The organism is Aeromonas sp. JL9 (assembly GCF_024436075.1).
Taxonomy (GTDB): Bacteria; Pseudomonadota; Gammaproteobacteria; order Enterobacterales; family Aeromonadaceae; genus Aeromonas; species Aeromonas veronii.
The window spans coordinates 82,645-103,477 of sequence record NZ_JANFNV010000006.1; the positions used below are offsets into that span (position 1 = coordinate 82,645).

Consider the following 20,833-nt stretch of genomic DNA (forward strand, 5'->3'; position numbering starts at 1 on the left):
AGTGACTACTCCTCATTGAAGCCGGAGGTGAACAGCTCCACCACGGCTGCCAGGGCCTCGACCTCTTCGGGGCCCTCAACCTGTACTTCCACCTGCCGCCCTTGCGCGGAATCCAGCATCAGCAGGCCGATGATGCTGTCAGCATCGGCCTCCACACCATCTTCATTGCGCAGCAGCACGTGGGCATCGAAACCCTGCACCAGCTCGAACAGCATCATGGCTGGTCTGGCATGAATACCCAGCTTGTTTTTCACTTCAACCGAGGCGGAAACAGTCATCGGGTCGTCCTATTGGTCCGTCAGGATTGGGGGGCACTCTTGTCGAGAGTGCGGTGGCGGATCTGCACGTTCTTGCCAAGCAAACGGAATGCACTGGCCAGCCGTTCTGCAATAAAGACCGAGCGGTGCTGACCGCCGGTGCAACCGATGCCGACCGTGAGGTAGCTGCGATTGTTGCGCTCCAGATGAGGCAACCAGGTCGCCAGCATGTTCTCGATCTGCTGGGTAAACAGCATCACGTCAGCCTGCGCCGAGAGGTAGTTGGCGACCGGCTCATCCTTGCCAGTGAACGGCTTGAGCTCGGGGATCCAGTGCGGATTGGGCAGGAAGCGAGCATCGAACACGAAGTCGGCATCCTTGGGAATGCCGTACTTGAAGCCGAACGACTCGAACACCAGCACCAGCTCGTTCTCTTTCTTGCCGAGTACCCTGGTCTTGATGAGCTCGCTCAGGTCGTGAATGCTGAGGGTGGTGGTGTCGATGCGCAGGTCAGCGGTCGAGGAGATGGGCGCCAGCAGGTGGGTCTCCTCCCGAATCGCCTCATCCAGCGACAGCTTGTTGCGTGAGAGGGGGTGCAGGCGGCGGCTCTCGCCATAGCGCTTGAGCAGGGTGCCGTTGTCGGCATCGAAGAAAAAGCTGGAGAACTCTACCCGCCCCTCATTGCGCACCTGAGCCAGCAGATTTTCCAGTTTCTCCGGATCGCTCGGCAGGTTGCGCACATCGATACTGACCGCCAGCTTGTCATACTGGCTCTCCACCGACACAATCAGCTGGGGCAGCAGATTGACCGGCAGGTTGTCCACACAGTAGTAACCCAGATCTTCCAGCACTCGCAGGGCTACCGTTTTACCGGAGCCCGAACGTCCACTTACCACGATTAACTGCATCTTGTTCCCTCACGCCAAAACGGGTGTCTCATCCTTGGCCTGCTGTCAGGCCGAGGTCATGATCTGATAGAGCTCTTCGTCGCTGGTTGCCTGACGCAACTGGCGGCAAACCGCCTTGTCACCCAGCTTGGAAGCCATCAGAGAAAGGGTCTTGAGATGCTGCTTGCACTCGCTTTCCGGCACCAGCAAGGCAAACAGCAGGTCAACCGGTTGATTGTCGATGGAATCGAAAGGAATAGGGTCGGCAAAGGTCATCAGGATCGCAGTTGGCGGGAATTCATCGTCAATGCGACCGTGGGGGATCGCAATACCGGCACCGATCCCGGTACTACCCATTTTTTCGCGGGCCAGCAAGCATTCGAACAGTGCCTGACGGGAGGTGCCAAGGCGTTCGGCGGCCAGCTCGCTGATGATTTCGAGGGCGCGTTTCTTGCTGGTACAAGGGACTGCACTCTTGGTGCAGTCCCGACTCAGTATGTGTTCAAGTTGCATGGTTATTTTTTATTTAACTTATCTTTGTGCTTGATGATCTGCCTGTCCAGCTTGTCGAGCAAGGTGTCTATCGCAGCATACATATCGGCATGTTCAGAGTTGGCAAACACTTCGCCCCCGCTGACGTGCAATTTGGCTTCCGCTATCTGGTTCAGTTTTTCCACGCTAAGCACCACATGAACATTGTTGATGTGGTCGAAGTGACGCTCGAGTTTGGCAAATTTGTTATTCACATAATCACGCAGAGCTTCGGTGATCTCGACATGGTGTCCGGTCAGGTTAATTTGCATAACATCATCCTTTTGTTTGCCTAAACCAGGCGTTTGCGCTGATTGGAAGGTGGGATAAACAAGGATTCGCGATACTTAGCGATCGTGCGTCTCGCCACCATAATACCCTGTTCGGCCAGCAAATCCGCGATCTTGCTATCACTTAACGGCTTGGCAGGATTCTCTGCCGTGACCAGCTTCTTGATGAGCGCGCGAATTGCGGTCGATGAGCACTCTCCTCCTCCTTCGGTGTTCACATGGCTGGAGAAAAAAAACTTCAATTCGAAGATACCACGGGGGGTATGCATGTACTTCTGGGTCGTCACCCGGGAGATGGTCGACTCATGCATCTCCACCGCTTCGGCGATGTCATTGAGCACCATCGGCTTCATCGCCTCTTCACCATACTCGAAAAAGCCCTGTTGCTGCTCGACAATGCAACTGGCCACTTTCAGCAGGGTGTCATTGCGACTTTCCAGGCTCTTGATGAACCACTTGGCTTCCTGCAAATGGGAGCGGATAAACTGGGTGTCGGTGCTGCTGCGGGCGTTGCGGGCCATGGCGGCATAGGTCTCGTTTACCCGGATGCGGGGGGCAGAGTCGGGATTGAGCTCGACCACCCACTTGCTGCCCTTCTTGACCACGGAGACGTCGGGGATCACGTACTGGGAGTCGCTCTGGATGATGCCGTTGCCGGGGCGCGGCTCCAGCAGCTGGATCAGATCCAGCACCTCCTTGAGGTCACTCTCCTTGAGTTTGGTCTTGCGTGCTAAGGTGCGGTAATCCCGGTTGCCGAGCAGCTCCATGTGCTCGAGGATCACCTCCTTGGCCTCGTTAAGCCAGGGGGTCTGCGGGTCATACTGATCCAGCTGGATCAGCAAACACTCCTGCACAGAACGGGCAGCAATGCCGACCGGATCGAAGTGCTGCACCCGCTTGAGTACCGCCTCGACCTCATCGAGTTCCACCTCTACGTCATCGCTGGTAACGGCAGCCTGGATATCCTCCAGCGCAACGGTCAGATAACCGGATTCGTCGATGGCATCGATGATGGCAAGCGCGATGGCGGCATCCACATCGCTGAACGGTGTGAGCCGCATCTGCCACAGCAGATAATCCTGCAGGTTTTCGGTGGTTTCACCCTGATAGACGCTATCTTCCCCATCGTGGATGGGGCCCGCGCTCTGGGCGGTGCCGGCAGAGTAAACCTCGTCCCAGGTGGTATCCACCGGCAACTCGTCCGGCATCTGCTCCTGAGCCATGGCATCGCTGGAATCCAGCTGGCTGGCATCGACCGGCGCTTCCGGACTGGTCTCTTGCGCCTCGCTCTCTTCCTGCTCCAGCAGAGGGTTGTTTTCGAGCGCTTGCTGAATTTCCTGCTGAAGTTCCAGAGTGGAGAGCTGGAGCAGACGAATCGCTTGTTGTAATTGCGGCGTCATGGTCAGGGACTGACCGAGACGCAACTGTAATGTCGGCTTCATCTACGTCGGGATATCCTTATGTTCAGCGAGGCACTCGTCAAAGGAAATGAAGGCATGCCCCCTTACTATAGACTGAATTGATCGCCCAAATAGACGCGCTTGACCTGCTCATCGGCAAGGATGTCAGCCGGTGCACCTTCGGCAATCATCTTGCCGTGGCTGACGATATAGGCCTTCTCACATACGTCCAGAGTCTCTCTGACGTTGTGGTCGGTAATCAAGACGCCAAGGCCTCTATCTTTCAGATGCTGAATGATCTTCTTGATGTCTATCACAGAAATCGGGTCAACCCCTGCAAAGGGTTCATCCAGCAGAATAAAACGCGGCTCGGCCGCCAGCGCACGGGCGATCTCGACCCGACGGCGCTCACCGCCGGAGAGGCTCTGACCCAGGTTGTCGCGAATGTGGGTGATGTTGAACTCTTCCAGCAGTTGCTGAACCTTGTCCTCACGCTCCTCACGGCTCAACCCCTTGCGGGTCTGCATCACGCCCATCAGGTTGTCGAACACCGACAGGCGACGGAAGATGGAGGCCTCCTGCGGCAGGTAACCGATGCCGTTACGCGCCCGCACATGCATGGGCTGCAAGCTGATGTCCTGATCGTCGATGGTGATGAGACCGGCATCGCGCTGCACCAGCCCCACGATCATGTAGAAGGAGGTGGTCTTGCCCGCCCCGTTGGGGCCGAGCAGGCCGACAATCTGGCCGGTGCCCACTTCAAGACTGACGTCACTCACCACCATGCGGCGCTTGTAGCTCTTCTGCAGGCCCACTGCTTTTAACACTGCCATGGCTTATTTTCCCTGCTTCTTCTGGTCGGCGGGCTTGTCGAAATTCTCTACCTGATCCGGCAGGAACACGGTTTTGACCCGCTGGCTCGGGCTCTTGCTCTCGGCAATCATCTTCTGTTTGACGATGTCGTAGCGGATCAGATCACCATTGACCTGGCTATCTTCCTGCTTGAGCTGACCGTTGCCGGTGATGGTCACCAGCCGATTCTTCAGCTCGTAGCGGATGGTATTGCCGTGGGCATTGACCGGCTTGCCGTTATCCAGGATCTGGAAGAAGGTGGCGGGCTTGCCGTAGGCAGTCATCACCTCGGCCCCTTTCTCGCCGGAGCGGGTCACTACCACCTTGTCAGCCTTGATCCGGATGGTGCCCTGATTGATGGTCACATCCTCTTCGAAGGTGATGCGGTTGTCCTGCATCTCAGCCACCTGTTTGACGGCATCGACGTAGACCTTCTCGGCAAAGTCGGACTCTTTGGCGGTCACCGCACCACACAACAACAGGGCTGCGAGGGCCAGATTAGCGTTTTTCATTGAAATAGATGGCATGGCCTTGATCCAGTAACTCAAAATATTTGCGGTCCAGATGGCCCTTGAGGCCAACTCCTTGGGTCTGGAAATCCCGACCCAGAATGTTCACTTCCCGGTTGCTGCGCACATCCTGTGTCACCAGATCCAGCTCCAGATAGGGGGTATCCAGTGTGGAGATGAAAGAGGTAGGTAGCAGACCATCCAGATGCACCTTGTCCCGCAGGATGACGTTGTCGCCGGTGTTGAGCACGCCGGTTTCAGCGGTCACCTTCCACTCTGCGGCACCCTGATCGTCATACATGTAGACCACCGGCTTGTCGAAGGTGGCCTGCTCGAGGATTTGATAATACTCGGCGTAGGTCGACTCCAGCCGCTCGGTGCGCTTGCCGTTGATATCAAAACGGGTGGTCACCAGATCTTTGGCGACAAAATCCGGCTGATAGTTTTCGATTTTGACGGCGCTCTCAGGCACCAGCTCAACCTTGCCCAACTGCCAGGCAACCAGCGCGACCAGAAACAGCAGGGCAAACAACAGGGTCTGTCTGCTCATACCGAGGCCTCGGGCTGATAATCGCCGTGGCCCTGCGCCTGCAAAATGAGGTCACACACCTCGCGCACCGCGCCCATGCCACCGCCAAGCCGGGTCACCATATCGGCACGACTCAGCACCAGCGGATGGGCATCGGCCACCGCGATACCCAGGCCGCAAGCGACCATCACCGGCAGATCGATGGTGTCATCGCCCATATAGGCGGCCTGTTCAGCAGTCAGCCCCAGCTTGGCCAGCAGCGCTTCGAAGTGAGGCAGCTTTTTATCAGCCCCCTGCACCACATGAGCCACCCCTAGGCTTTTCATCCGATCGCTGACGATACGGGAATTGCGCCCGGTGATGATGGCGATCTCGATCCCGGCATTGAGCAACGCTCGCATGCCCGCACCATCGCGGGTACAGAAGGTTTTCAGCTCTTCGCCGTTGTTTCCCATGTAGATGAGGCCGTTGGAGAGCACCCCGTCCACATCGCACACCAGCAGGCGGATTTGCGCCGCCTTCTCAAACTGGCTGCGCGTCACCGGACCATAGAGGGTCGGTACGTTTTGCATCAAATTACTCCGGCTTTCAGCAGGTCGTGCATGTTGAAGGCGCCGAGCGGGCGTTTCTCTTCATCCACGACCAGTAATCCGTTGATTTTTCTCGTTTCCATCAGCTTGACGGCTTCTGCAGCCATCATCTCTGGACCTACGGTAACACAGTTGGCCGTCATCACACGGCTGATGGGGGTGTGATGGATATCGATCTGCTGGTCAAGAATGCGGCGCAGGTCGCCATCGGTAAAGAGCCCTGCCAGCAGGCCATTGCCATCGACCACCGCCGTCATACCGAGCCCCTTGCGGCTCACTTCCAGCAGCGCTTGGCTGATGGTGGCATCTATCCCCACCCGGGGCAACAGCTCGCCGCTGTGCATCAGGTCGCCGACCCGCAGCAACAGACGCTTACCGAGCGACCCGCCCGGGTGAGAGAGGGCGAAGTCATCGGCGGTAAAACCGCGTGCTTCCAGCAGGGCGACCGCCAGGGCATCGCCCATCACCAGGGTTGCAGTGGTACTGGAAGTGGGTGCCAGACCCAGCGGGCAGGCCTCTTTCTCCACCTTGATGCACAGGTGCACATTGGCCTCTTTGGCCATGGTGGAGGCGGGATTGCCAGTCATGCAGATGAGCGGAATGCCGCGGCGCTTGAGTACCGGCAGCAGAGCCAGGATTTCGTCGCTCTCACCGGAGTTGGAGATGGCGATGATAAGGTCGCCACTGGAGATCATCCCCAGATCGCCGTGACTCGCTTCTCCCGGGTGAAGGAAGAAGGCCGGTGTGCCGGTGCTGGCGAGGGTGGCGGCGATCTTGCTGCCGATATGGCCCGATTTGCCCATGCCGGTGACCACTATCTTGCCACCGCAGCGCAGCACCATTTCGCACGCCTTGTCGAAGGCGTCGTTCAGATACTGATAGAGTCCATCAATGGCTTGCTTTTCTGTGTCCAGCACCGCGCGGGCACTGCGACGAAAATCGAACAGTTCAGACACTTTCTCAGGCTTTACAGACATAAAGACACAGCTCCGGGCCGAAATTAGCTGCGGGATTATAAAAAAGTCTGTCCGGATAAGCGAATCGGATGGCAAGTCCCGCTCTCAATGACGCACTTTGTTACAGAAAACTGTCGTGCAAATGGGCTTGCAGCCTGTTCAATAGTTGTTCCTTGCTGTTGCTTAGACCTAGACTACCCCATAAAATTCGCACCTCATTTACACCGGATGGACAATTGTTTGAACAATGACCTGATCACCATCTCCGACCTGACCTTCAGTCACGGAGATCGGCTGTTGTATGACGGGATCAACCTGACCATTCCTCGTGGCAAGGTAACCGCCGTCATGGGCCCGAGCGGCATCGGTAAAACCACCCTGCTGCGGCTGATCGGTGGCCAGCTCAAGCCGGAGTCCGGTCACATTCTGTTTGACGGGGAAGATATCCCCACCCTCTCCCGTTCGCGCCTCTATGAAGTGCGCAAACGGATGAGCATGCTGTTCCAGAGCGGTGCCCTGTTTACCGGCATGACGGTCTACGACAACGTAGCCTTCCCGCTGCGGGAGCACTCCGGCCTGCCGGAGGAGCTGATCCACACCATCGTCATGATGAAGCTGCAGGCGGTGGGCTTGCGCGGCGCAGCGAAACTGATGCCCTCCGAGCTCTCCGGCGGCATGGCGCGCCGGGCAGCGCTGGCTCGGGCAATTGCGCTCGATCCTGACCTCATCATGTATGACGAGCCGTTCGTCGGGCAGGACCCCATCACCATGGCGGTGCTGGTCAAGCTGATCAAGGAGCTGAACGATGCCCTAGGTATCACCTCCGTCATCGTCACCCACGATGTGAAAGAGGTGCTGAGCATCGCCGATTACGCCTACATCATTGCCAATCGCAAGGTGGTGGCGCACGGTACGCCAGATCAGCTGCGCGAGGAGCACAATCCCGAAGTCGAGCAGTTCCTCAAAGGATTGCCCGATGGTCCTGTTCCGTTTCATTTTCCGGCAGGCGATCTGCTACAGGATCTCTGATGTTGATAAGTCAAATAAGCAAGCTGGGGCGGGTCGGAGTGCGGTTTATCAGCTCCGTCGGTCGCGCCACCATCATGTTGTTCCATGCGCTGGCGGGCAAACCCGAGCCGCGCAAGCACTTCCCGCTGCTTGTCCAGCAGTTGTATGTGGTGGGCGTACAGTCGGTAGCCATCATTCTGGTCTCCGGCCTGTTCATCGGCATGGTGCTCTCGCTGCAGGGTTACAACGTATTGAAGGATTTCGGCGCCGAGCAGAGTCTGGGGCCGCTGGTCTCCCTCTCCCTGCTGCGGGAGCTGGGGCCTGTGGTCACGGCGCTGCTGTTTGCCGGCCGTGCCGGTTCGGCCCTGACCGCTGAAATTGGCCTGATGAAGGCCACCGAGCAGCTTTCAAGCCTCGAAATGATGGCGGTCGACCCGCTGCGCCGGGTGGTCGCCCCCCGCTTCTGGGCTGGCGTCATCAGCATGCCGCTGCTGGCCTTTATGTTCAGCCTGATCGGTATCTTCGGCGGCAAGCTGGTCGGCGTGGACTGGCTCGGCGTGGACGAAGGGGGCTTCTGGTCTGCCATGCAGGCCTCCGTCGACTGGCATGAAGACATCATGCAGGGCGCCATCAAGAGCCTGATTTTCGCCCTGGTGGTCACCTGGATTGCGCTCTTTAACGGCTATGATGCCAAGCCGACCTCGGCCGGGATCAGTCAGGCCACGACCCGAACTGTGGTCCACTCATCCCTCGCCGTGCTCGGCCTGGATTTTATACTCACTGCAGTCATGTTTGGATAAGGTAAAGATGAAGTTCAGCAAAGTAGAATTCCTGGTCGGCACCTTCATGCTGGCTGGCATCGGTGCCATTCTGGCACTGGCCCTACAAGTGGCCGGTTTGAGCTTCAAACCGGAAGGAGAAACCTATACCCTGCGCGCGCATTTCGATAATATCGGCGGCCTGAAAGTCCGGTCGCCGGTCAAGGTTGGCGGCGTGGTAGTTGGTCGGGTCAGCGACATCGTACTGGACCCGAAAACCCAGGTGCCCGAAGTCACCCTGATGATGCAAAAGAGCGCTGGCGAGTTTGCCGATACCAGCTCCCTCTCCATCCTCACCTCCGGTCTGCTCGGCGAGCAGTATATCGGTCTGGCCCCCGGTTTCAGCGATGAGGAGATGGGCACCGAGATGCTCAAGGATGGCGACCTGATTGAAGACACCAAATCCGCCATCGTGCTGGAAGATCTGATTGGCAAGTTCCTCTACAGCCAATCCTCCGACAGCAAATCAGACAGCAAGAAGGAGTAACCATGTTCAAGAAAATCGCCCTGCTGCTGGGTCTGATGACCAGCATGCTCTTTTCCCTGTCTGCCCAAGCCGCAGTCGATGCCACCGACCCCAATGCGCTGGTGGATCAGGCTGCCAAGCAGACCTTTGCCCGCCTGAAAGCCGATCAGGCCCAGGTGAAAAGCAATCCGGATCACCTGCGGGTGATCATCCGCGAAGAGCTGCTGCCCTATGTGGACAACCGCTTCGCCGCCTACAAGGTGCTTGGCAACCAGATTAAAGAGACTACCGAAGCGCAGCGCAATGCCTTCGTCGAGGTGTTCACCGAGTACATGGTGAGCTCCTACGCCGATGCGCTGGCCCATTTTGACAAGCAGACCGTCAAGGTCGAGCCGGGCAAAGCCCCCAGCGGCAACATCACCGCCGTCAACGTCAGCGTGAAAGAGGCCGGCAAGCCGGACATCTTCCTCGAGTTCAAACTGCGCAAGAACAACAAGACCGGCGAATGGAAAGCCTTCGACATGGTGGCCGAGGGGATCAGCCTACTCTCCGCCAAGCAGAGCGAGCTCGGCGGCCTCATTCGCCAGAATGGCATCGATGCGGTGATCGCCCAGTTGCGCGAGCACAACGCCAAACCGCTGGTACTCAAACCATGACCCTCAGCGGTGAGCTGCAGGCGCCACAGGTCAATGACCTGTGGCAACGCCGCGCCGAATGGTGGCAGGACGACCGGCTCGAGCTCGGCGGCGTCACCACCCTCGACTCCGCCGGACTGGCCCTGCTGGTCAAATGGGCCAAAGCCGTATTAGCGCGAGGCGCCACACCGCAACTGGTGGGCGCCTCCAGTGATTTCTATACCCTGGCCAACCTCTACGGGGTGGCCGGGCTGTTTCAGTCAACCCCGCTCACAACTGAGGACGCATAATGCAAGTCTCTGAAATTGAAGCGATACTCCTTGAGGCTCTGCCATTGTCCGAAGTCCATGTCAAAGGGGACGGTAGTCACTACCAAGTGATCGCCGTCGGTGACATGTTTGACGGCATGAGTCGGGTCAAGAAGCAGCAGGCCATCTATGCCCCGCTGATGGACAAGATCGCCAGCAACGCCATTCACGCCCTCTCCATCAAAGCGTTCACCGACGCCGAGTGGAAACGCGAACGTAAATTCCTATTGCCCTCCTGATTTGGTAACGAAGTAAAAATGGACAAATTCAAAATCGATGGTCGTTGTACTCTCAACGGCGAAGTGACCATCTCCGGCGCCAAAAACGCCGCGCTGCCGATCCTGTTCGCGACCCTTCTCTGTGATGAAGAGGTACACCTCTCCAACGTGCCGCGCCTGAAAGATGTGGGTACCACCATCAAGCTGCTGGAGATGCTGGGCGCGACCACCAAGGTCAACGGCAACGTCACCGTGCTGACCGGTGCGGTGAACAACCACGTCGCCCCCTACGAGCTGGTGAAGACCATGCGCGCCTCCATTCTGGCGCTGGGCCCGCTGGCTGCCCGTTTCGGCGCGGCTGACGTCTCCCTGCCCGGCGGCTGCGCCATCGGTGCCCGTCCGGTCAACCTGCACGTCCACGGCCTGGAGCTGATGGGTGCCAAGATCACCATCGAAGATGGTTACATCAAGGCCCGTGTCGATGGCCGCCTGAAAGGCGCTCACATCCTGATGGATATGGTCTCCGTGACCGGTACCGAAAACCTGATGATGGCCGCCACCCTGGCTGATGGCCGCACCGTGATCGAAAACGCCGCGCGCGAGCCGGAAGTAGTCGATCTGGCCAACTTCCTCAATACCCTGGGTGCCAAGATTCAGGGTGCGGGCACCGACACCCTGACCATCGACGGTGTCGAGCGTCTGCACGGCGGCAACTACAGCGTGCAGCCTGACCGCATCGAAACCGGAACCTTCCTGGTGGGCGCAGCGGTCACCGGCGGCAAGATCACCTGCCGCAAGACCGACCCGACCCTGCTGGAAGCGGTACTGGTCAAGCTGGAAGAGGCTGGCGCCCTGATTGAGAAGGGTGAAGACTGGATCACCCTCGACATGACTGGCCGCACCCTCAAGCCGGTCACCATCAAGACTGCCCCCTACCCGGCCTTCCCGACCGACATGCAGGCACAGTTCACCGTGCTGAACGCCGTCGCCAAAGGTACCGGCATGGTCACCGAGACCATCTTCGAGAACCGCTTCATGCACGTTCCCGAACTGGTACGGATGGGCGCAGACATCGAACTGCAGGGCAACGTGGCCATCTGCCGTGACACCGAGCAACTCAAGGGTGCCCAGGTAATGGCGACCGATCTGCGCGCCTCCGCCAGTCTGGTGCTGGCCGGCTTCGTCGCCGAAGGCTCCACTATCGTCGACCGTATCTATCACATCGACCGTGGCTACGAAGACATCGAGCAGAAGCTGCAGGGTCTGGGTGGCCGCATCGAGCGCATCAAGGGCTGATAACCCTGATCGCAGGCCGATAAAAAGGCCCCCTCGCGTTGGCGAGGGGGCCTTTTTCATGGTTTCGGTTCTGTTGAAACCGGGATCAGTGACCCGCCAGCTTCATATTCTCTACCAGCACCGAGCCGGTCTTGAGACTGGATCGTTCATCCTCGTCACGGCCCACCGCCACGATATGGCTGAACATCTCGGCCAGATTGCCGGCGATGGTGATCTCCTCGACCGGATAGGCTATCTCGCCATTCTCGACCCAGAAACCGGCAGCGCCGCGGGAGTAGTCACCATTGACGATATTGACCCCCTGCCCCATCAACTCGGTCACCAGCAGACCGGTGCCCATCTCTTTCAGCATGCCCTGAAAATCCTGGCCGGTATTGGAGACCTGCCAGTTGTGGATGCCACCGGCGTGCCCCGTGGTGGTCAGCCCCAGCTTGCGCGCAGAGTAGGAAGTCAGCAGCCAACTCATCAGCTCGCCGTTACGGATGATATCCATGTCACGGGTACGCACCCCTTCCCCATCGAACGGGGTACTGGCGAGCCCGCCCAGCAGGTGGGGGAACTCCTGAATAGTGAGCCACTCGGGCAGGATCTGCTTGCCCAACTTGTCGAGCAGGAAGCTCGACTTGCGATAGAGGTTGCCGCCGCTGATGGCCATCACCAGATGGCCCCACAGGCCGGAGGCAGTGTCCGGGTGGAACAGCACAGGGGCATGGCGGGTAGAGATCTTGCGGGCGCCGAGACGGGAGACGGTACGCTCAACGGCTTCGTCGGCAATGCGCTGCGGGCTCCAGAGTCCATCGAGGGTACGGCTGGAGGAGTAGCCGTAATCACGCTGCATGTCGCCATCCTGCTCGCCGATCAGCACACAGCTCAGAGAGTTGCGCGACGCCGCGTAGCCTTTGACGAAGCCATGGCTGTTGCCATAGACCTTGATGCCAAGATGGCTGGAGAAACCGGCACCGTCGGAGTGTTTGATGCGGGCATCGCGGCCCAGAGCGAGTCGCTCGCACTCGATGGCCAGTTCGATCCCGCGCTGGGGATCCAGTTCGATTTGGTGGCACAGTTGTAGATCGGGGGCATCCCAGGCCAGCAGCTCGGCGTCCGCCAGACCGGCGCAATCATCCGCCGAGGTGTGGCGGGCAATCTCGATGGCCGCTTCAACGGCGGCACGAATGGCGGGTTTGCTCAGATCGGTGGTCGAGGAAGATCCCTTGCAACCATCGCGATAGACGGCGATGCCGAGGGCGCCATCTTTATTGAATTCAATGCTTTCCAGTTCACAACCCCGGGTGTTCACCGACAACCCGGTCTGCTTGCTGATGGAGACTTCGGCCAGCGAGGCGCCCAGTCCTTTGGCTATCTCCAGGGCTTCGGCAACCACGGCCTCGAGATGGGCTTGATCCTGGCGGATTTGGTCTTGCTGATCCATAACTCACATCTGTATGAAAGAAGGAAAGGGGGTAAGCATATCAGACCCCTGCGCCCAGCGGGAGAAGCTGGTAACATATCCGCCAAACGTGAATGACAGGAATCAAGAGACCGATGAGTCAATATCAAGACGACAACGAGTTCGAAGACTGGGGCCCCAGCAAGAGCCAGCTCAAGCGCGATGCCGAAGCATTGCAGAAAATGGGGGAAGAGATCGTCTCCCTCAGCCACAGCGAGCTGGAAAAAATCCCGTTGGATGAAGAGCTTGCAGAAGCTGTCGAGCTGGGTCGCAAACTCAAGCCGAAGAAGGATGAGTCCTTCCGTCGCCATCTGCAGTTCATCGGCCGCCTGATGCGCAGCCGCGATATCGAGCCGATTGCCGAAGCGCTCTCCATCATCAAGAACCGTCACTCCACCGTGAATGCACGCCTGCATCGGCTGGAGCAGTGGCGCGAGCGCCTGATCACCGAAGGTGACAGCGCCCTCAACGAGCTGATGTCCCAGTTTCACGAGCTGGATCGCCAGAAACTGCGCCAGCTGATCCGTTCCGCCAACAAGGAGCGGGAGCTGAACAAGCCGCCGGTCGCCTACCGCGAGATGTACCAGTATCTGCGCGGCGAGATCGAAGACCTGCTGTGATCCCCGAAACACGCCTCCCCTCGGGGAGGCGTGTTTCTATTGATGCCTTTTCCTCTCAACATCCCCGCCAGCCCTGCGCGTTTAATATATCCACCATTTTACTACCCCAGCCATAACGGCTCATCTCAATAGCCCCGTTAAATCGCCGCTTAAGAGCAGTTCAAGACAAATCTGTTAACAACTTGGCATCATTTTGTTTGACATATTGAACGGCCTTGGCAGACTGAAGAGAGGATCCATGCCGTCGCTGCCCAGGCTGACCAACGATTCTGCCACCCGGCCCGACGCGGGATCCCATGACCATGCCTTGAGGCATGCCCTTGCCCTGCCGGTTTGCAAGGGCCTGCCCAAGGCGCAGGATGAGACTTCAACGCCAAGGATAATCAAGGTGCCCTATGCCAAATCCCCTGCCTCCCGCTCCCCGTAAACCTGTCGTACTGATGACCATGGGTGCCCAGCCCCGCAACGGCCACCCCTATCAGGTGATGACCCACAAATACATCATGCCGCTGGTGGAGATAAGCGGCTGCGTCCCGCTGCTGGTACCCACCTGCTGCGGCACCGCCGATCTGGAGCAGTATCTGGATCTCGCCGATGGGATCTATCTGAGCGGTGCCGGTTCCAACATCGATCCGGCCCTCTACGGTCAGGAGAACCTCACGCCAGAAAAACAGCAAGACAGGGATCGCGACCTGTTCGATCTGCCCCTCATCAAGGGGGCGCTCGCCCGTGGCTTGCCGATCCTCGGTATCTGCCGCGGAATGCAGGAGATCAACGTGGCGCTGGGGGGAGATATCCATCAGAAGGTCTATAACGAGCCGGGTTATGACGATCACCGGGAGGATGCCGACGATCCGGTCGACGAGCAGTATGGGCCGAGCCATCAGATCAAACTGCTGCCCGGCAGCTGGTTTGCCGAACTGATGGGGGAAGAACAGATTCCGGTCAACTCCCTGCATGGGCAGGGCATCAACCGGTTGGGGAAGGGTCTGGAGCCGTTGGCCCACGCCGAAGATGGGCTGATCGAAGCACTTCATGCTCCCGCACTGTCACCCTTTTTGCTGGCCGTGCAGTGGCATCCGGAGTGGAAAGCCAATGAAAACCCCCACTCCATCAAGATCTTTCAAGCCTTTGGCGATGCCTGCCGCCAACGCAGTGCATTGATGGCTGCGAGTTAACCCCTCATCGATTCAGTCGCCAAACCCGCGCGCCTTGAGCTTGGGCAGTCCGCCCCGCTCGGGGCGCAAGGTGCGGCAGATATCCATCCCCTTGAGCCCGCGCTGGATATGGTCAGGCGAATGGCCAAACACCATGCCGTTGCTGCGGTAGAGGTTGTTGTCATCCAGCTCGAACTTCTCGCCGCCGATCAGCAGCTGCTCGCGGCCATTAACCGTGTCACCCCGCTTGATGGGCACCTTCATGTCACTCAACACCTCGCCGGTGGCACACCCCTCACGCCAGCGTGCCTCGCTGGAGAAGGGGGTAATGGCTATTTCACGCCAGGAGCCATCCCGGAATTCGACCCGATACTTCTCGGCCAGCAGATCGCAGCCAGCCAATGGCAACAGGGCCATCAAACAGATGATTTTCTTTGAAAATTTCACTCAATCGCACTCCTTTGCCCGGTTCTGCACAGGATAAATAAATTGCCGCCCCAACGCACCATTTCCCCGCGCAGCAGCAGCTATGCTGGAAATAAAACCACAATAAGGTGCTGCTATGGCTGGCGAAAACCTCACCGCACTACCGACGCTGATCTGGATTGGCGAACACCCGTTCTGGACCCTGCTCACCCTCTCCCTGATGCTGATCCACTTCTGGCGCCGTCCGGGACAGCGACGGGAGCTGCTCTCCGAGCTCAGTTTCGTGATGATTAGCGCGGTTGTGATCCTGCTGATCCAGCTGGAAGGGGGCTGGTTCAAACTGCCGCTGCCCCATCAATTGCTGATCGAGATCTCCACCCTGCTGGCTGGCCTGATACTGGTCAAGATATGGGGGATCCTGCTGTTCGAATTCCTGCTCCCCCTCTGCCATGTGCGGATCCCGCGGATCATCGCCGATATCGTCATCACCATCGGCTATATCGGCTGGGGTCTGTTTCGCCTCTACGCCTCCGGCATGGCGCTCGGGGAGATAGTCACCACCTCGGCGGTGATCACCGCGGTCATCGCCTTCGCCATGCAGGACACCCTTGGCAACCTGCTGGCCGGGGTCTCCATTCAGCTCGACAACTCCATCGCCATCGGTGACTGGCTGCAAGTGGATACCACCCAGGGCCGGGTGGTGGAGATCAACTGGCGTGCCACCACCATCGAGACCCGCAACTGGGAGACAGTCGTCATCCCCAACAGCCACCTGCTCAAACAGCGCTTCACCGTGCTCGGGCGCCGCCGTGGCGAACCCTTGCAGTGGCGGCGCTGGGTCTGGTTCGATCTGACCCTGGATACCCTGCCGACCCAGATCATCGCGCTGATCGAGAAATCCCTGCGAGAGACCAAACTGCCCTGCGTCGCCAAGCACCCGCAACCGGACTGTCTGCTGATGAACGTCGAAGGAGGGATTGCCCGCTATGCGGTGCGCTACTGGCTGACCGATCTGGCTCGCGACGATCCGACCGACTCCATGGTGCGCAGCCTGATCGATGCCGCCCTGCGCCGCAACGATCGCCGCCTCACCCCGCCGATCTTCAACGTCTTTATGGCCAAGGAGAAGCAGCATCTGGATGCCCGCCACAAGCGCCACACCGCCGAACGAACCGATACCCTGCGCAAGCTGCCGCTGTTTGCCATGTTGCAGGAGAACGAGCTGCTTCAGCTGGCCGATCAGGTGAAGTTCGCCCCCTTCGTCAGCGGCGACATCATGCTGGAGCAGGGAGATGTCTCCAGCTGGCTGTTCGTGCTGGTCAAAGGGGAAGCCGAGATGGTGGTCAATGTCGAGGGGCGAGAGCTGAAGCTTGGTACGCTCAACGCAGGAGACTTTTTTGGCGAACTGAGCCTGCTCACCGGCGAGCCCAGCTCCTTCACGGTACGGGCGGTGGCCACCGTCGAAACCTATCGCATCAATCAGGCAATGTTTCAGGAACTGGTGATGCAGCGTGAGGCGCTGGTCGAGCCCCTCTACCGGGTGCTGAGCGACCGCCAGCAGGAGCAGCAGGCACTGCTGGAGCGTGAAGCGGAAGCCATGAAACAGCCACCACAACAGCTTGATCTGCTTGATAAGCTGATGAAGCTGTTCGGCGGAAGATGACGTAGCATGGCATCGTATTGAGGACGTGAAGAGAGAACCGCAGCCATGTTACTGACCACCCTGGCCCTTGCCGCCAGCCTGCAATTTGATTGTCCCGCCACCATCGAGACTCGCCAGCAGCTGCTGACCCCGCAGCAGGGCTGGCAGGCGTTTACCCGCAATGACGATGGCAAACAAGACGAAACCCTCAGCCACCGGCTCGATAATCTGGCCCTGTTCGACGGAGATCCTGCCGAGCTGGCCCAACTCAAACCGGATAATGGCGACAGCGACGAAATCCACTACTGGAGCCAGCTCGATAGCAGCCTGCGCCCGCTCTATCTGGTCTGCCGCTATCAGAACAGCGCCATCACCCTGCAGCACGCGCTGCCAGTCGGCATCAGTTACTGCCGCATCAACCAGCGCGATCGCTACACCCTGCTCGGGCTGATTTGCCGCAAATAGCGGTCGTGACCCCTTGCCATACATCGCTATTCGCTGACAGCCATTACCGCCTGAGCCGGGCCACCCGCCAGCGCCATCAGAGCAGCAGCTCGGCCAGCTCCTCCAGTGCTGTCAGCTCCACGTCCGGCAACAGTTGCAGCTGTTGCCACGGTTGCTGCCGCTCGTTGAGCCAGGCGGCGCGAAAGCCGTGCAAGCGGGCACCCAGCACATCGGTCTCGGGATGATCCCCGACATGTAAGATCCGCCCCGCTGGCAGCTTGAGGGCGCTGCGGGTCTGCTCAAACATATCCGGTGCCGGTTTCATCCTGGCACCCACCCCCGCCTTGCAGACCAGCGTGAAGTAGTGATCCAGCCCTGCCTGAGCCAGATCCAGATTGCCGTTGGTGATGACCACCAGCGGATAGCGTTCGGCCAGTCTGACCAGCAGCTGATGAGTGGACTCGCTCACCTCGATCTTCGAGCGCTCTGCCAGAAACGCAGCAAAGACCTGCTCCGCCTCGCGGCTGGCCTGCTGGTCAGCCATCCCCCCCTCGACCATGGCGGCGTGGATGGTCTGCTGGCGCGCCAGGCTGACATCGTGGCGCAGCTCGGGCCTGGCCAGCAACACGGCGCGTTTTAACTCCAGCCAGCGCGGCTTGTCGAGCATGGCGGTAGCCAGATATTCGCTGCGCAGATGGCTCAGCATCCACTGCTCGGCCCGTACGATGGCGGGGCCGTTGTCATAGAGGGTGTCATCGAGGTCAAACGAGATGGCAGCAACCGGCTGCCAGCGGCGATAGAAGTGCATGGACTCTCCTCTGCAACGGGGCTCAGGGCCCGTTATTCATCGTCCTGCGCATCCGGGTCACGCTTGGCCCTGGGGTGGGCGCTGTCGTAAACCTTGGCCAGATGCTGGAAGTCGAGGTGGGTATAGATCTGGGTGGTGGAGAGGTCGGCATGTCCCAGCAGCTCCTGTACCGCCCGCAGATCGCCGGAGGACTCCAGCATATGGGTGGCGAAGCTGTGGCGCAGCTTGTGGGGATGGACATGGGCGTTGAGCGCCTGCTTGTTGCCCCAGCCATCGAGGCGGGCCTGCACCGAGCGCGCCGACAGCCGCTGCTTGCGGCTGGAGACAAACAGCGCCTCGCTCTCGTCCCCAGCCAGCAGCGGGCGCACCTTGAGCCACTTCTGCAACCACTCGACCGCCATCCGGCCGATGGGCAGCACCCGCTCCCGCGAGCCCTTGCCGGTCACCTTGAGCTGGCGGTCGTCGAGCTTCAGATCCACCAGATTGATCCCCACCAGCTCGGCCAGACGCAGCCCTGAAGAGTACATCAGCTCCATGATGGCGCGATCCCGCACCGCCAGCGGATCCTGCTCGTCGGTGATGTTGAGCAGCTGGTGCATCTCGTCCACATCGAGGTTTTTCGGCAGCGGCCGCCCCTGTTTGGGGGTGACGATGCCACGGGCCGGATTGGCTGTCAGCCGCCCCTGCCGCACCTGCCAGTCGCAAAAGCTGCGCAGGGCAGAGACCTTGGTGGAAAGAGAGCGAGGAGCAAGGCCCCCCTTGTGCATCCGGGTCACCAGAGTGCGCACCTGACTCGCCTCGAGCCGACCCCAGTCAGTGAGCCCCAGGGCCACCAGCTCGGCGGTCATCGCCTCCAGATGGGCTTGATAGTTATTGCGGGTATGAGGGCTGAGCTGACGCTCGACCCTCAGGTATTCGATAAAGGCCGCCAGCTCGTCCGCCAGTTCCGCAGGCAGTGGCGGTGCGACGACGGGAGCTTTGGCGGGCGCCCTGGCCGGTGTTCTAGCCATGAATCAACTCGGGCAGACGCAGTTGCAGCAGGCGCCCCAGTTGGCCCAGCAGCAGGGTGTCGTTGTGGGGAGTAAAGTGGCCGGGATCCGAGCTGGCGAAGGCCAGCACACCGAGCTCGCCGAGCCGCATCAGGGCCACCGAGTTGACCAGCACATCGTGGCCAAACAGCGCTTGCTTCTCGCTCTGGCTCAGGCGGCCAAAGTAGTAATCCTGCCCCGGCAGACGCTGACCCAGCAGGGATTCGAGCTGCTTGCCCTGTGCCAGAAAACGCTGCTCTGGCCCGCTCAGGGCAAACTTCTTGGGATTGAGCCAGAGCCGCAGCCCGGTCAGGCGCAGCCGCTGGACAAAAGCCTTGCCCATCACGGCACTCACCTCGAACAGGGTCTGGCAACCGTACAGCTCGCCGTAGAGATCGGCATAGACCCGGAAGATCCGCTCGTTCTCGCTGGCGATCCCCATCAATTCGGTGATCTCCTGCTCCAGCTGTTCGATCCGCTCGCGCTGACGCTCCAGCTGGCGCTCGACCAGCGAGACCGACCCTTTGCGTTCATGGGGAATGCGGATCCGGTCCAGCACGGCGGCATGGCGTTGGAAAAACTCGGGATAACGGGCCAGGTACTCCAGCACAGTGGCTTCATCCACCGATTGCTCCTGCCGTTTGAGTTCGCTCATAAATTGGTTGATCCATCAGAGAAATGGGGCTCGCTGCCCCGACATCATGGGCAAAGGGGGCCAACGCCCCCCGTACCTGAACCTTTATCGGCTAAACCTCTATCTGGCCGTCAAACACATGCTCGGCGGGACCTGTCATATAGACCGGCTGGCCCGGCCCCTTCCAGGCGATGGTCAGCTTGCCGCCCGGCAGACTGACGGTGACCCGCTCCTTGAGCTTGCCCTGACTGATGCCAATCACCGCCGCAGCACAGGCACCGGTGCCGCAGGCCAGGGTCTCGCCACAGCCCCGCTCGAACACCCGCAGCTTGATCTCGGTGGCGTTGACCATCTCCATGAAACCGACGTTGACCCGCTCAGGGAAACGCTCGTGGCGCTCCATGATGGCACCGAGCGTCTCGACCGGCGCATCGGCGACCGAAGGCACCTCGATGACGCAGTGGGGATTGCCCATGGAGACCACGCCACACATCACGGTATGCTCCTGCGCCCGCAACAGATAGGTTTTCTCTGCCTTCTGGGCCCGGAACGGGATCTTGCCCGGCTCAAACTGGGGAACACCCATGTTGACCGTGACCTGGTTCTCCCCCTCCAGCTGCAACACGATGCGACCCCGGGCTGTGCTGACCGCGATGCGATCCCGGTTGATCAGCCCCTTGAGACGCACGAAACGGGCAAAACAGCGGGCACCGTTGCCACACTGCTCCACCTCGCTGCCATCGGCATTGAAAATGCGATAGTGAAAGTCGAGTTCAGGGTCATAGGGCGGCTCCACCAGCAGCAGCTGGTCAAAGCCGATCCCGAAGTGGCGATCTGCCAGCTTCTTGATGACGTCATTGCTGAAAAATACCTTCTGGGTGACGCCATCCACCACCATGAAGTCGTTGCCCAAGCCATGCATCTTGGAAAAATCTATCAACATCGTGCATTCCTGTGCTGTTAGGGCTGTAAAAATTCACCGAACCAAGGGTCGCCAAGCGCCATGAAGTCGTTGTCCAAAGCCCCATGCATCCTGGAACAATCTATCCACATCGTGCATTCCTGTGCTGTTAGGGC

Annotated in this window: 27 protein-coding genes; 11 read left to right on the forward strand and 16 right to left on the reverse strand. The window is 59.5% G+C overall.

The features are described 5' to 3' along the window. Positions 1-5 precede the first annotated feature (5 nt). The 10 genes from npr to NOM06_RS06845 form a co-directional block, all read right to left on the reverse strand. Positions 6-278, reverse strand: coding sequence for a PTS phosphocarrier protein NPr (gene npr, locus NOM06_RS06800; protein WP_005336318.1), 273 nt, complete (start codon positions 276-278; stop codon positions 6-8). A 20-nt stretch (positions 279-298) separates the two neighbouring features. After that, entirely contained in the window at positions 299-1,165 is an 867-nt protein-coding gene (gene rapZ, locus NOM06_RS06805; protein ID WP_005336320.1) for an RNase adapter RapZ, read from the reverse strand. A gap of 45 nt (positions 1,166-1,210) precedes the next feature. Further along, the gene (ptsN, locus tag NOM06_RS06810) at positions 1,211-1,657 is read right to left on the reverse strand and encodes a PTS IIA-like nitrogen regulatory protein PtsN (RefSeq protein WP_005336322.1); all 447 of its coding nucleotides are present in this window, start codon (positions 1,655-1,657) and stop codon (positions 1,211-1,213) included. 2 nt (positions 1,658-1,659) lie between these two features. Beyond that, positions 1,660-1,947, reverse strand: a complete 288-nt coding sequence (gene hpf, locus NOM06_RS06815; protein WP_005336323.1) for a ribosome hibernation promoting factor — start codon at positions 1,945-1,947, stop codon at positions 1,660-1,662. A gap of 20 nt (positions 1,948-1,967) precedes the next feature. Further along, the gene (locus NOM06_RS06820) at positions 1,968-3,407 is read right to left on the reverse strand and encodes an RNA polymerase factor sigma-54 (RefSeq protein WP_005336331.1); all 1,440 of its coding nucleotides are present in this window, start codon (positions 3,405-3,407) and stop codon (positions 1,968-1,970) included. Positions 3,408-3,472: 65 nt separating this feature from the next. Next, positions 3,473-4,198: an LPS export ABC transporter ATP-binding protein gene (gene lptB, locus NOM06_RS06825; RefSeq protein WP_005336333.1), complete on the reverse strand. Its 726-nt coding sequence runs from the start codon at positions 4,196-4,198 to the stop codon at positions 3,473-3,475. A 3-nt stretch (positions 4,199-4,201) separates the two neighbouring features. Further along, the gene (lptA, locus tag NOM06_RS06830) at positions 4,202-4,729 is read right to left on the reverse strand and encodes a lipopolysaccharide transport periplasmic protein LptA (RefSeq protein ID WP_040068817.1); all 528 of its coding nucleotides are present in this window, start codon (positions 4,727-4,729) and stop codon (positions 4,202-4,204) included. Continuing rightward, on the reverse strand, positions 4,716-5,276 hold the full coding sequence (lptC, locus tag NOM06_RS06835; RefSeq protein ID WP_005336338.1) for an LPS export ABC transporter periplasmic protein LptC: 561 nt from the start codon (positions 5,274-5,276) through the stop codon (positions 4,716-4,718). The genes lptA and lptC overlap by 14 nt, the downstream gene beginning before the upstream one ends. After that, positions 5,273-5,827: a 3-deoxy-manno-octulosonate-8-phosphatase KdsC gene (gene kdsC / locus NOM06_RS06840; RefSeq protein ID WP_255910603.1), complete on the reverse strand. Its 555-nt coding sequence runs from the start codon at positions 5,825-5,827 to the stop codon at positions 5,273-5,275. Before kdsC ends, lptC begins: the two co-directional genes overlap by 4 nt. Then, on the reverse strand, positions 5,827-6,822 hold the full coding sequence (locus NOM06_RS06845; protein ID WP_058057518.1) for a KpsF/GutQ family sugar-phosphate isomerase: 996 nt from the start codon (positions 6,820-6,822) through the stop codon (positions 5,827-5,829). Before NOM06_RS06845 ends, kdsC begins: the two co-directional genes overlap by 1 nt. A 207-nt stretch (positions 6,823-7,029) precedes the next feature. Between NOM06_RS06845 and mlaF the strand changes: the two genes are divergently transcribed. The 7 genes from mlaF to murA are packed head-to-tail and all read left to right on the forward strand — an operon-like array spanning position 7,030 to position 11,550. Then, entirely contained in the window at positions 7,030-7,830 is an 801-nt protein-coding gene (gene mlaF / locus NOM06_RS06850; RefSeq protein WP_005336343.1) for a phospholipid ABC transporter ATP-binding protein MlaF, read from the forward strand. Next, positions 7,830-8,609: a lipid asymmetry maintenance ABC transporter permease subunit MlaE gene (gene mlaE, locus NOM06_RS06855; RefSeq protein ID WP_005336345.1), complete on the forward strand. Its 780-nt coding sequence runs from the start codon at positions 7,830-7,832 to the stop codon at positions 8,607-8,609. Before mlaF ends, mlaE begins: the two co-directional genes overlap by 1 nt. 7 nt (positions 8,610-8,616) lie before the next feature. Continuing rightward, on the forward strand, positions 8,617-9,114 hold the full coding sequence (gene mlaD, locus NOM06_RS06860; protein WP_005336348.1) for an outer membrane lipid asymmetry maintenance protein MlaD: 498 nt from the start codon (positions 8,617-8,619) through the stop codon (positions 9,112-9,114). Between the two features lie 2 nt (positions 9,115-9,116). Beyond that, positions 9,117-9,749, forward strand: a complete 633-nt coding sequence (locus tag NOM06_RS06865) for a phospholipid-binding protein MlaC (protein ID WP_005336350.1) — start codon at positions 9,117-9,119, stop codon at positions 9,747-9,749. Then, on the forward strand, positions 9,746-10,018 hold the full coding sequence (locus tag NOM06_RS06870) for a lipid asymmetry maintenance protein MlaB (protein WP_100652493.1): 273 nt from the start codon (positions 9,746-9,748) through the stop codon (positions 10,016-10,018). The genes NOM06_RS06865 and NOM06_RS06870 overlap by 4 nt, the downstream gene beginning before the upstream one ends. Beyond that, positions 10,018-10,275, forward strand: a complete 258-nt coding sequence (ibaG, locus tag NOM06_RS06875) for a BolA family iron metabolism protein IbaG (RefSeq protein WP_005306001.1) — start codon at positions 10,018-10,020, stop codon at positions 10,273-10,275. Before NOM06_RS06870 ends, ibaG begins: the two co-directional genes overlap by 1 nt. A gap of 18 nt (positions 10,276-10,293) precedes the next feature. After that, complete coding sequence (murA, locus tag NOM06_RS06880; RefSeq protein ID WP_005336355.1) at positions 10,294-11,550, forward strand: UDP-N-acetylglucosamine 1-carboxyvinyltransferase; 1,257 nt, start codon at positions 10,294-10,296, stop codon at positions 11,548-11,550. A gap of 85 nt (positions 11,551-11,635) precedes the next feature. On the opposite strand, the gene pmbA is transcribed toward murA, so the two are convergent. Then, positions 11,636-12,979, reverse strand: a complete 1,344-nt coding sequence (gene pmbA, locus NOM06_RS06885) for a metalloprotease PmbA (RefSeq protein WP_040068810.1) — start codon at positions 12,977-12,979, stop codon at positions 11,636-11,638. A 113-nt stretch (positions 12,980-13,092) separates the two neighbouring features. Here pmbA and yjgA point away from each other — a divergent pair, with 113 nt between their 5' ends. Together yjgA and NOM06_RS06895 are read left to right on the forward strand one after the other, a co-directional pair. Further along, positions 13,093-13,617, forward strand: a complete 525-nt coding sequence (gene yjgA / locus NOM06_RS06890; RefSeq protein WP_005336359.1) for a ribosome biogenesis factor YjgA — start codon at positions 13,093-13,095, stop codon at positions 13,615-13,617. 395 nt (positions 13,618-14,012) lie between these two features. Then, positions 14,013-14,795 (forward strand): gamma-glutamyl-gamma-aminobutyrate hydrolase family protein, encoded by a 783-nt coding sequence (locus tag NOM06_RS06895; protein ID WP_255910604.1) that lies wholly within the window; start codon positions 14,013-14,015, stop codon positions 14,793-14,795. A gap of 12 nt (positions 14,796-14,807) precedes the next feature. On the opposite strand, the gene NOM06_RS06900 is transcribed toward NOM06_RS06895, so the two are convergent. Further along, a complete protein-coding gene (locus NOM06_RS06900) occupies positions 14,808-15,191 on the reverse strand; it encodes a hypothetical protein (protein ID WP_040069030.1) in 384 nt (127 codons plus the stop codon). A 145-nt stretch (positions 15,192-15,336) separates the two neighbouring features. On the opposite strand from NOM06_RS06900, the gene NOM06_RS06905 reads away from it, so the two are divergent. Together NOM06_RS06905 and NOM06_RS06910 are read left to right on the forward strand one after the other, a co-directional pair. After that, complete coding sequence (locus NOM06_RS06905) at positions 15,337-16,863, forward strand: cyclic nucleotide-binding domain-containing protein (protein WP_043821866.1); 1,527 nt, start codon at positions 15,337-15,339, stop codon at positions 16,861-16,863. Positions 16,864-16,908: 45 nt separating this feature from the next. Further along, entirely contained in the window at positions 16,909-17,307 is a 399-nt protein-coding gene (locus NOM06_RS06910; protein ID WP_255910605.1) for an STY0301 family protein, read from the forward strand. Positions 17,308-17,383: 76 nt separating this feature from the next. On the opposite strand, the gene NOM06_RS06915 is transcribed toward NOM06_RS06910, so the two are convergent. The 4 genes from NOM06_RS06915 to dapF all read right to left on the reverse strand — a co-directional run bounded on the left by NOM06_RS06915 (position 17,384) and on the right by dapF (position 20,699). Next, a complete protein-coding gene (locus NOM06_RS06915; protein ID WP_255910611.1) occupies positions 17,384-18,094 on the reverse strand; it encodes an HAD-IA family hydrolase in 711 nt (236 codons plus the stop codon). Between the two features lie 32 nt (positions 18,095-18,126). Beyond that, the gene (gene xerC, locus NOM06_RS06920) at positions 18,127-19,104 is read right to left on the reverse strand and encodes a tyrosine recombinase XerC (RefSeq protein WP_111899803.1); all 978 of its coding nucleotides are present in this window, start codon (positions 19,102-19,104) and stop codon (positions 18,127-18,129) included. Beyond that, positions 19,097-19,777 (reverse strand): DUF484 family protein, encoded by a 681-nt coding sequence (locus NOM06_RS06925; protein ID WP_255910613.1) that lies wholly within the window; start codon positions 19,775-19,777, stop codon positions 19,097-19,099. The genes xerC and NOM06_RS06925 overlap by 8 nt, the downstream gene beginning before the upstream one ends. Positions 19,778-19,868: 91 nt before the next feature. Next, the gene (dapF, locus tag NOM06_RS06930) at positions 19,869-20,699 is read right to left on the reverse strand and encodes a diaminopimelate epimerase (protein ID WP_005336371.1); all 831 of its coding nucleotides are present in this window, start codon (positions 20,697-20,699) and stop codon (positions 19,869-19,871) included. Positions 20,700-20,833: the final 134 nt, after the last annotated feature.

Excerpts from the sequence above, each read along its gene's own strand:
- npr (WP_005336318.1), bottom strand. The coding sequence starts at position 278 with ATGACTGTTTCCGCCTCGGTTGAAGTGAAAAACAAGCTGGGTATTCAT.
- rapZ (WP_005336320.1), bottom strand. The coding sequence starts at position 1,165 with ATGCAGTTAATCGTGGTAAGTGGACGTTCGGGCTCCGGTAAAACGGTA.
- ptsN (WP_005336322.1), bottom strand. The coding sequence starts at position 1,657 with ATGCAACTTGAACACATACTGAGTCGGGACTGCACCAAGAGTGCAGTC.
- hpf (WP_005336323.1), bottom strand. The coding sequence starts at position 1,947 with ATGCAAATTAACCTGACCGGACACCATGTCGAGATCACCGAAGCTCTG.
- NOM06_RS06820 (WP_005336331.1), bottom strand. The coding sequence starts at position 3,407 with ATGAAGCCGACATTACAGTTGCGTCTCGGTCAGTCCCTGACCATGACG.
- lptB (WP_005336333.1), bottom strand. The coding sequence starts at position 4,198 with ATGGCAGTGTTAAAAGCAGTGGGCCTGCAGAAGAGCTACAAGCGCCGC.
- lptA (WP_040068817.1), bottom strand. The coding sequence starts at position 4,729 with ATGAAAAACGCTAATCTGGCCCTCGCAGCCCTGTTGTTGTGTGGTGCG.
- lptC (WP_005336338.1), bottom strand. The coding sequence starts at position 5,276 with ATGAGCAGACAGACCCTGTTGTTTGCCCTGCTGTTTCTGGTCGCGCTG.
- kdsC (WP_255910603.1), bottom strand. The coding sequence starts at position 5,827 with ATGCAAAACGTACCGACCCTCTATGGTCCGGTGACGCGCAGCCAGTTT.
- NOM06_RS06845 (WP_058057518.1), bottom strand. The coding sequence starts at position 6,822 with ATGTCTGTAAAGCCTGAGAAAGTGTCTGAACTGTTCGATTTTCGTCGC.
- mlaF (WP_005336343.1), top strand. The coding sequence starts at position 7,030 with ATGGACAATTGTTTGAACAATGACCTGATCACCATCTCCGACCTGACC.
- mlaE (WP_005336345.1), top strand. The coding sequence starts at position 7,830 with ATGTTGATAAGTCAAATAAGCAAGCTGGGGCGGGTCGGAGTGCGGTTT.
- mlaD (WP_005336348.1), top strand. The coding sequence starts at position 8,617 with ATGAAGTTCAGCAAAGTAGAATTCCTGGTCGGCACCTTCATGCTGGCT.
- NOM06_RS06865 (WP_005336350.1), top strand. The coding sequence starts at position 9,117 with ATGTTCAAGAAAATCGCCCTGCTGCTGGGTCTGATGACCAGCATGCTC.
- NOM06_RS06870 (WP_100652493.1), top strand. The coding sequence starts at position 9,746 with ATGACCCTCAGCGGTGAGCTGCAGGCGCCACAGGTCAATGACCTGTGG.
- ibaG (WP_005306001.1), top strand. The coding sequence starts at position 10,018 with ATGCAAGTCTCTGAAATTGAAGCGATACTCCTTGAGGCTCTGCCATTG.
- murA (WP_005336355.1), top strand. The coding sequence starts at position 10,294 with ATGGACAAATTCAAAATCGATGGTCGTTGTACTCTCAACGGCGAAGTG.
- pmbA (WP_040068810.1), bottom strand. The coding sequence starts at position 12,979 with ATGGATCAGCAAGACCAAATCCGCCAGGATCAAGCCCATCTCGAGGCC.
- yjgA (WP_005336359.1), top strand. The coding sequence starts at position 13,093 with ATGAGTCAATATCAAGACGACAACGAGTTCGAAGACTGGGGCCCCAGC.
- NOM06_RS06895 (WP_255910604.1), top strand. The coding sequence starts at position 14,013 with ATGCCAAATCCCCTGCCTCCCGCTCCCCGTAAACCTGTCGTACTGATG.
- NOM06_RS06900 (WP_040069030.1), bottom strand. The coding sequence starts at position 15,191 with ATGGCCCTGTTGCCATTGGCTGGCTGCGATCTGCTGGCCGAGAAGTAT.
- NOM06_RS06905 (WP_043821866.1), top strand. The coding sequence starts at position 15,337 with ATGGCTGGCGAAAACCTCACCGCACTACCGACGCTGATCTGGATTGGC.
- NOM06_RS06910 (WP_255910605.1), top strand. The coding sequence starts at position 16,909 with ATGTTACTGACCACCCTGGCCCTTGCCGCCAGCCTGCAATTTGATTGT.
- NOM06_RS06915 (WP_255910611.1), bottom strand. The coding sequence starts at position 18,094 with ATGCACTTCTATCGCCGCTGGCAGCCGGTTGCTGCCATCTCGTTTGAC.
- xerC (WP_111899803.1), bottom strand. The coding sequence starts at position 19,104 with ATGGCTAGAACACCGGCCAGGGCGCCCGCCAAAGCTCCCGTCGTCGCA.
- NOM06_RS06925 (WP_255910613.1), bottom strand. The coding sequence starts at position 19,777 with ATGAGCGAACTCAAACGGCAGGAGCAATCGGTGGATGAAGCCACTGTG.
- dapF (WP_005336371.1), bottom strand. The coding sequence starts at position 20,699 with ATGTTGATAGATTTTTCCAAGATGCATGGCTTGGGCAACGACTTCATG.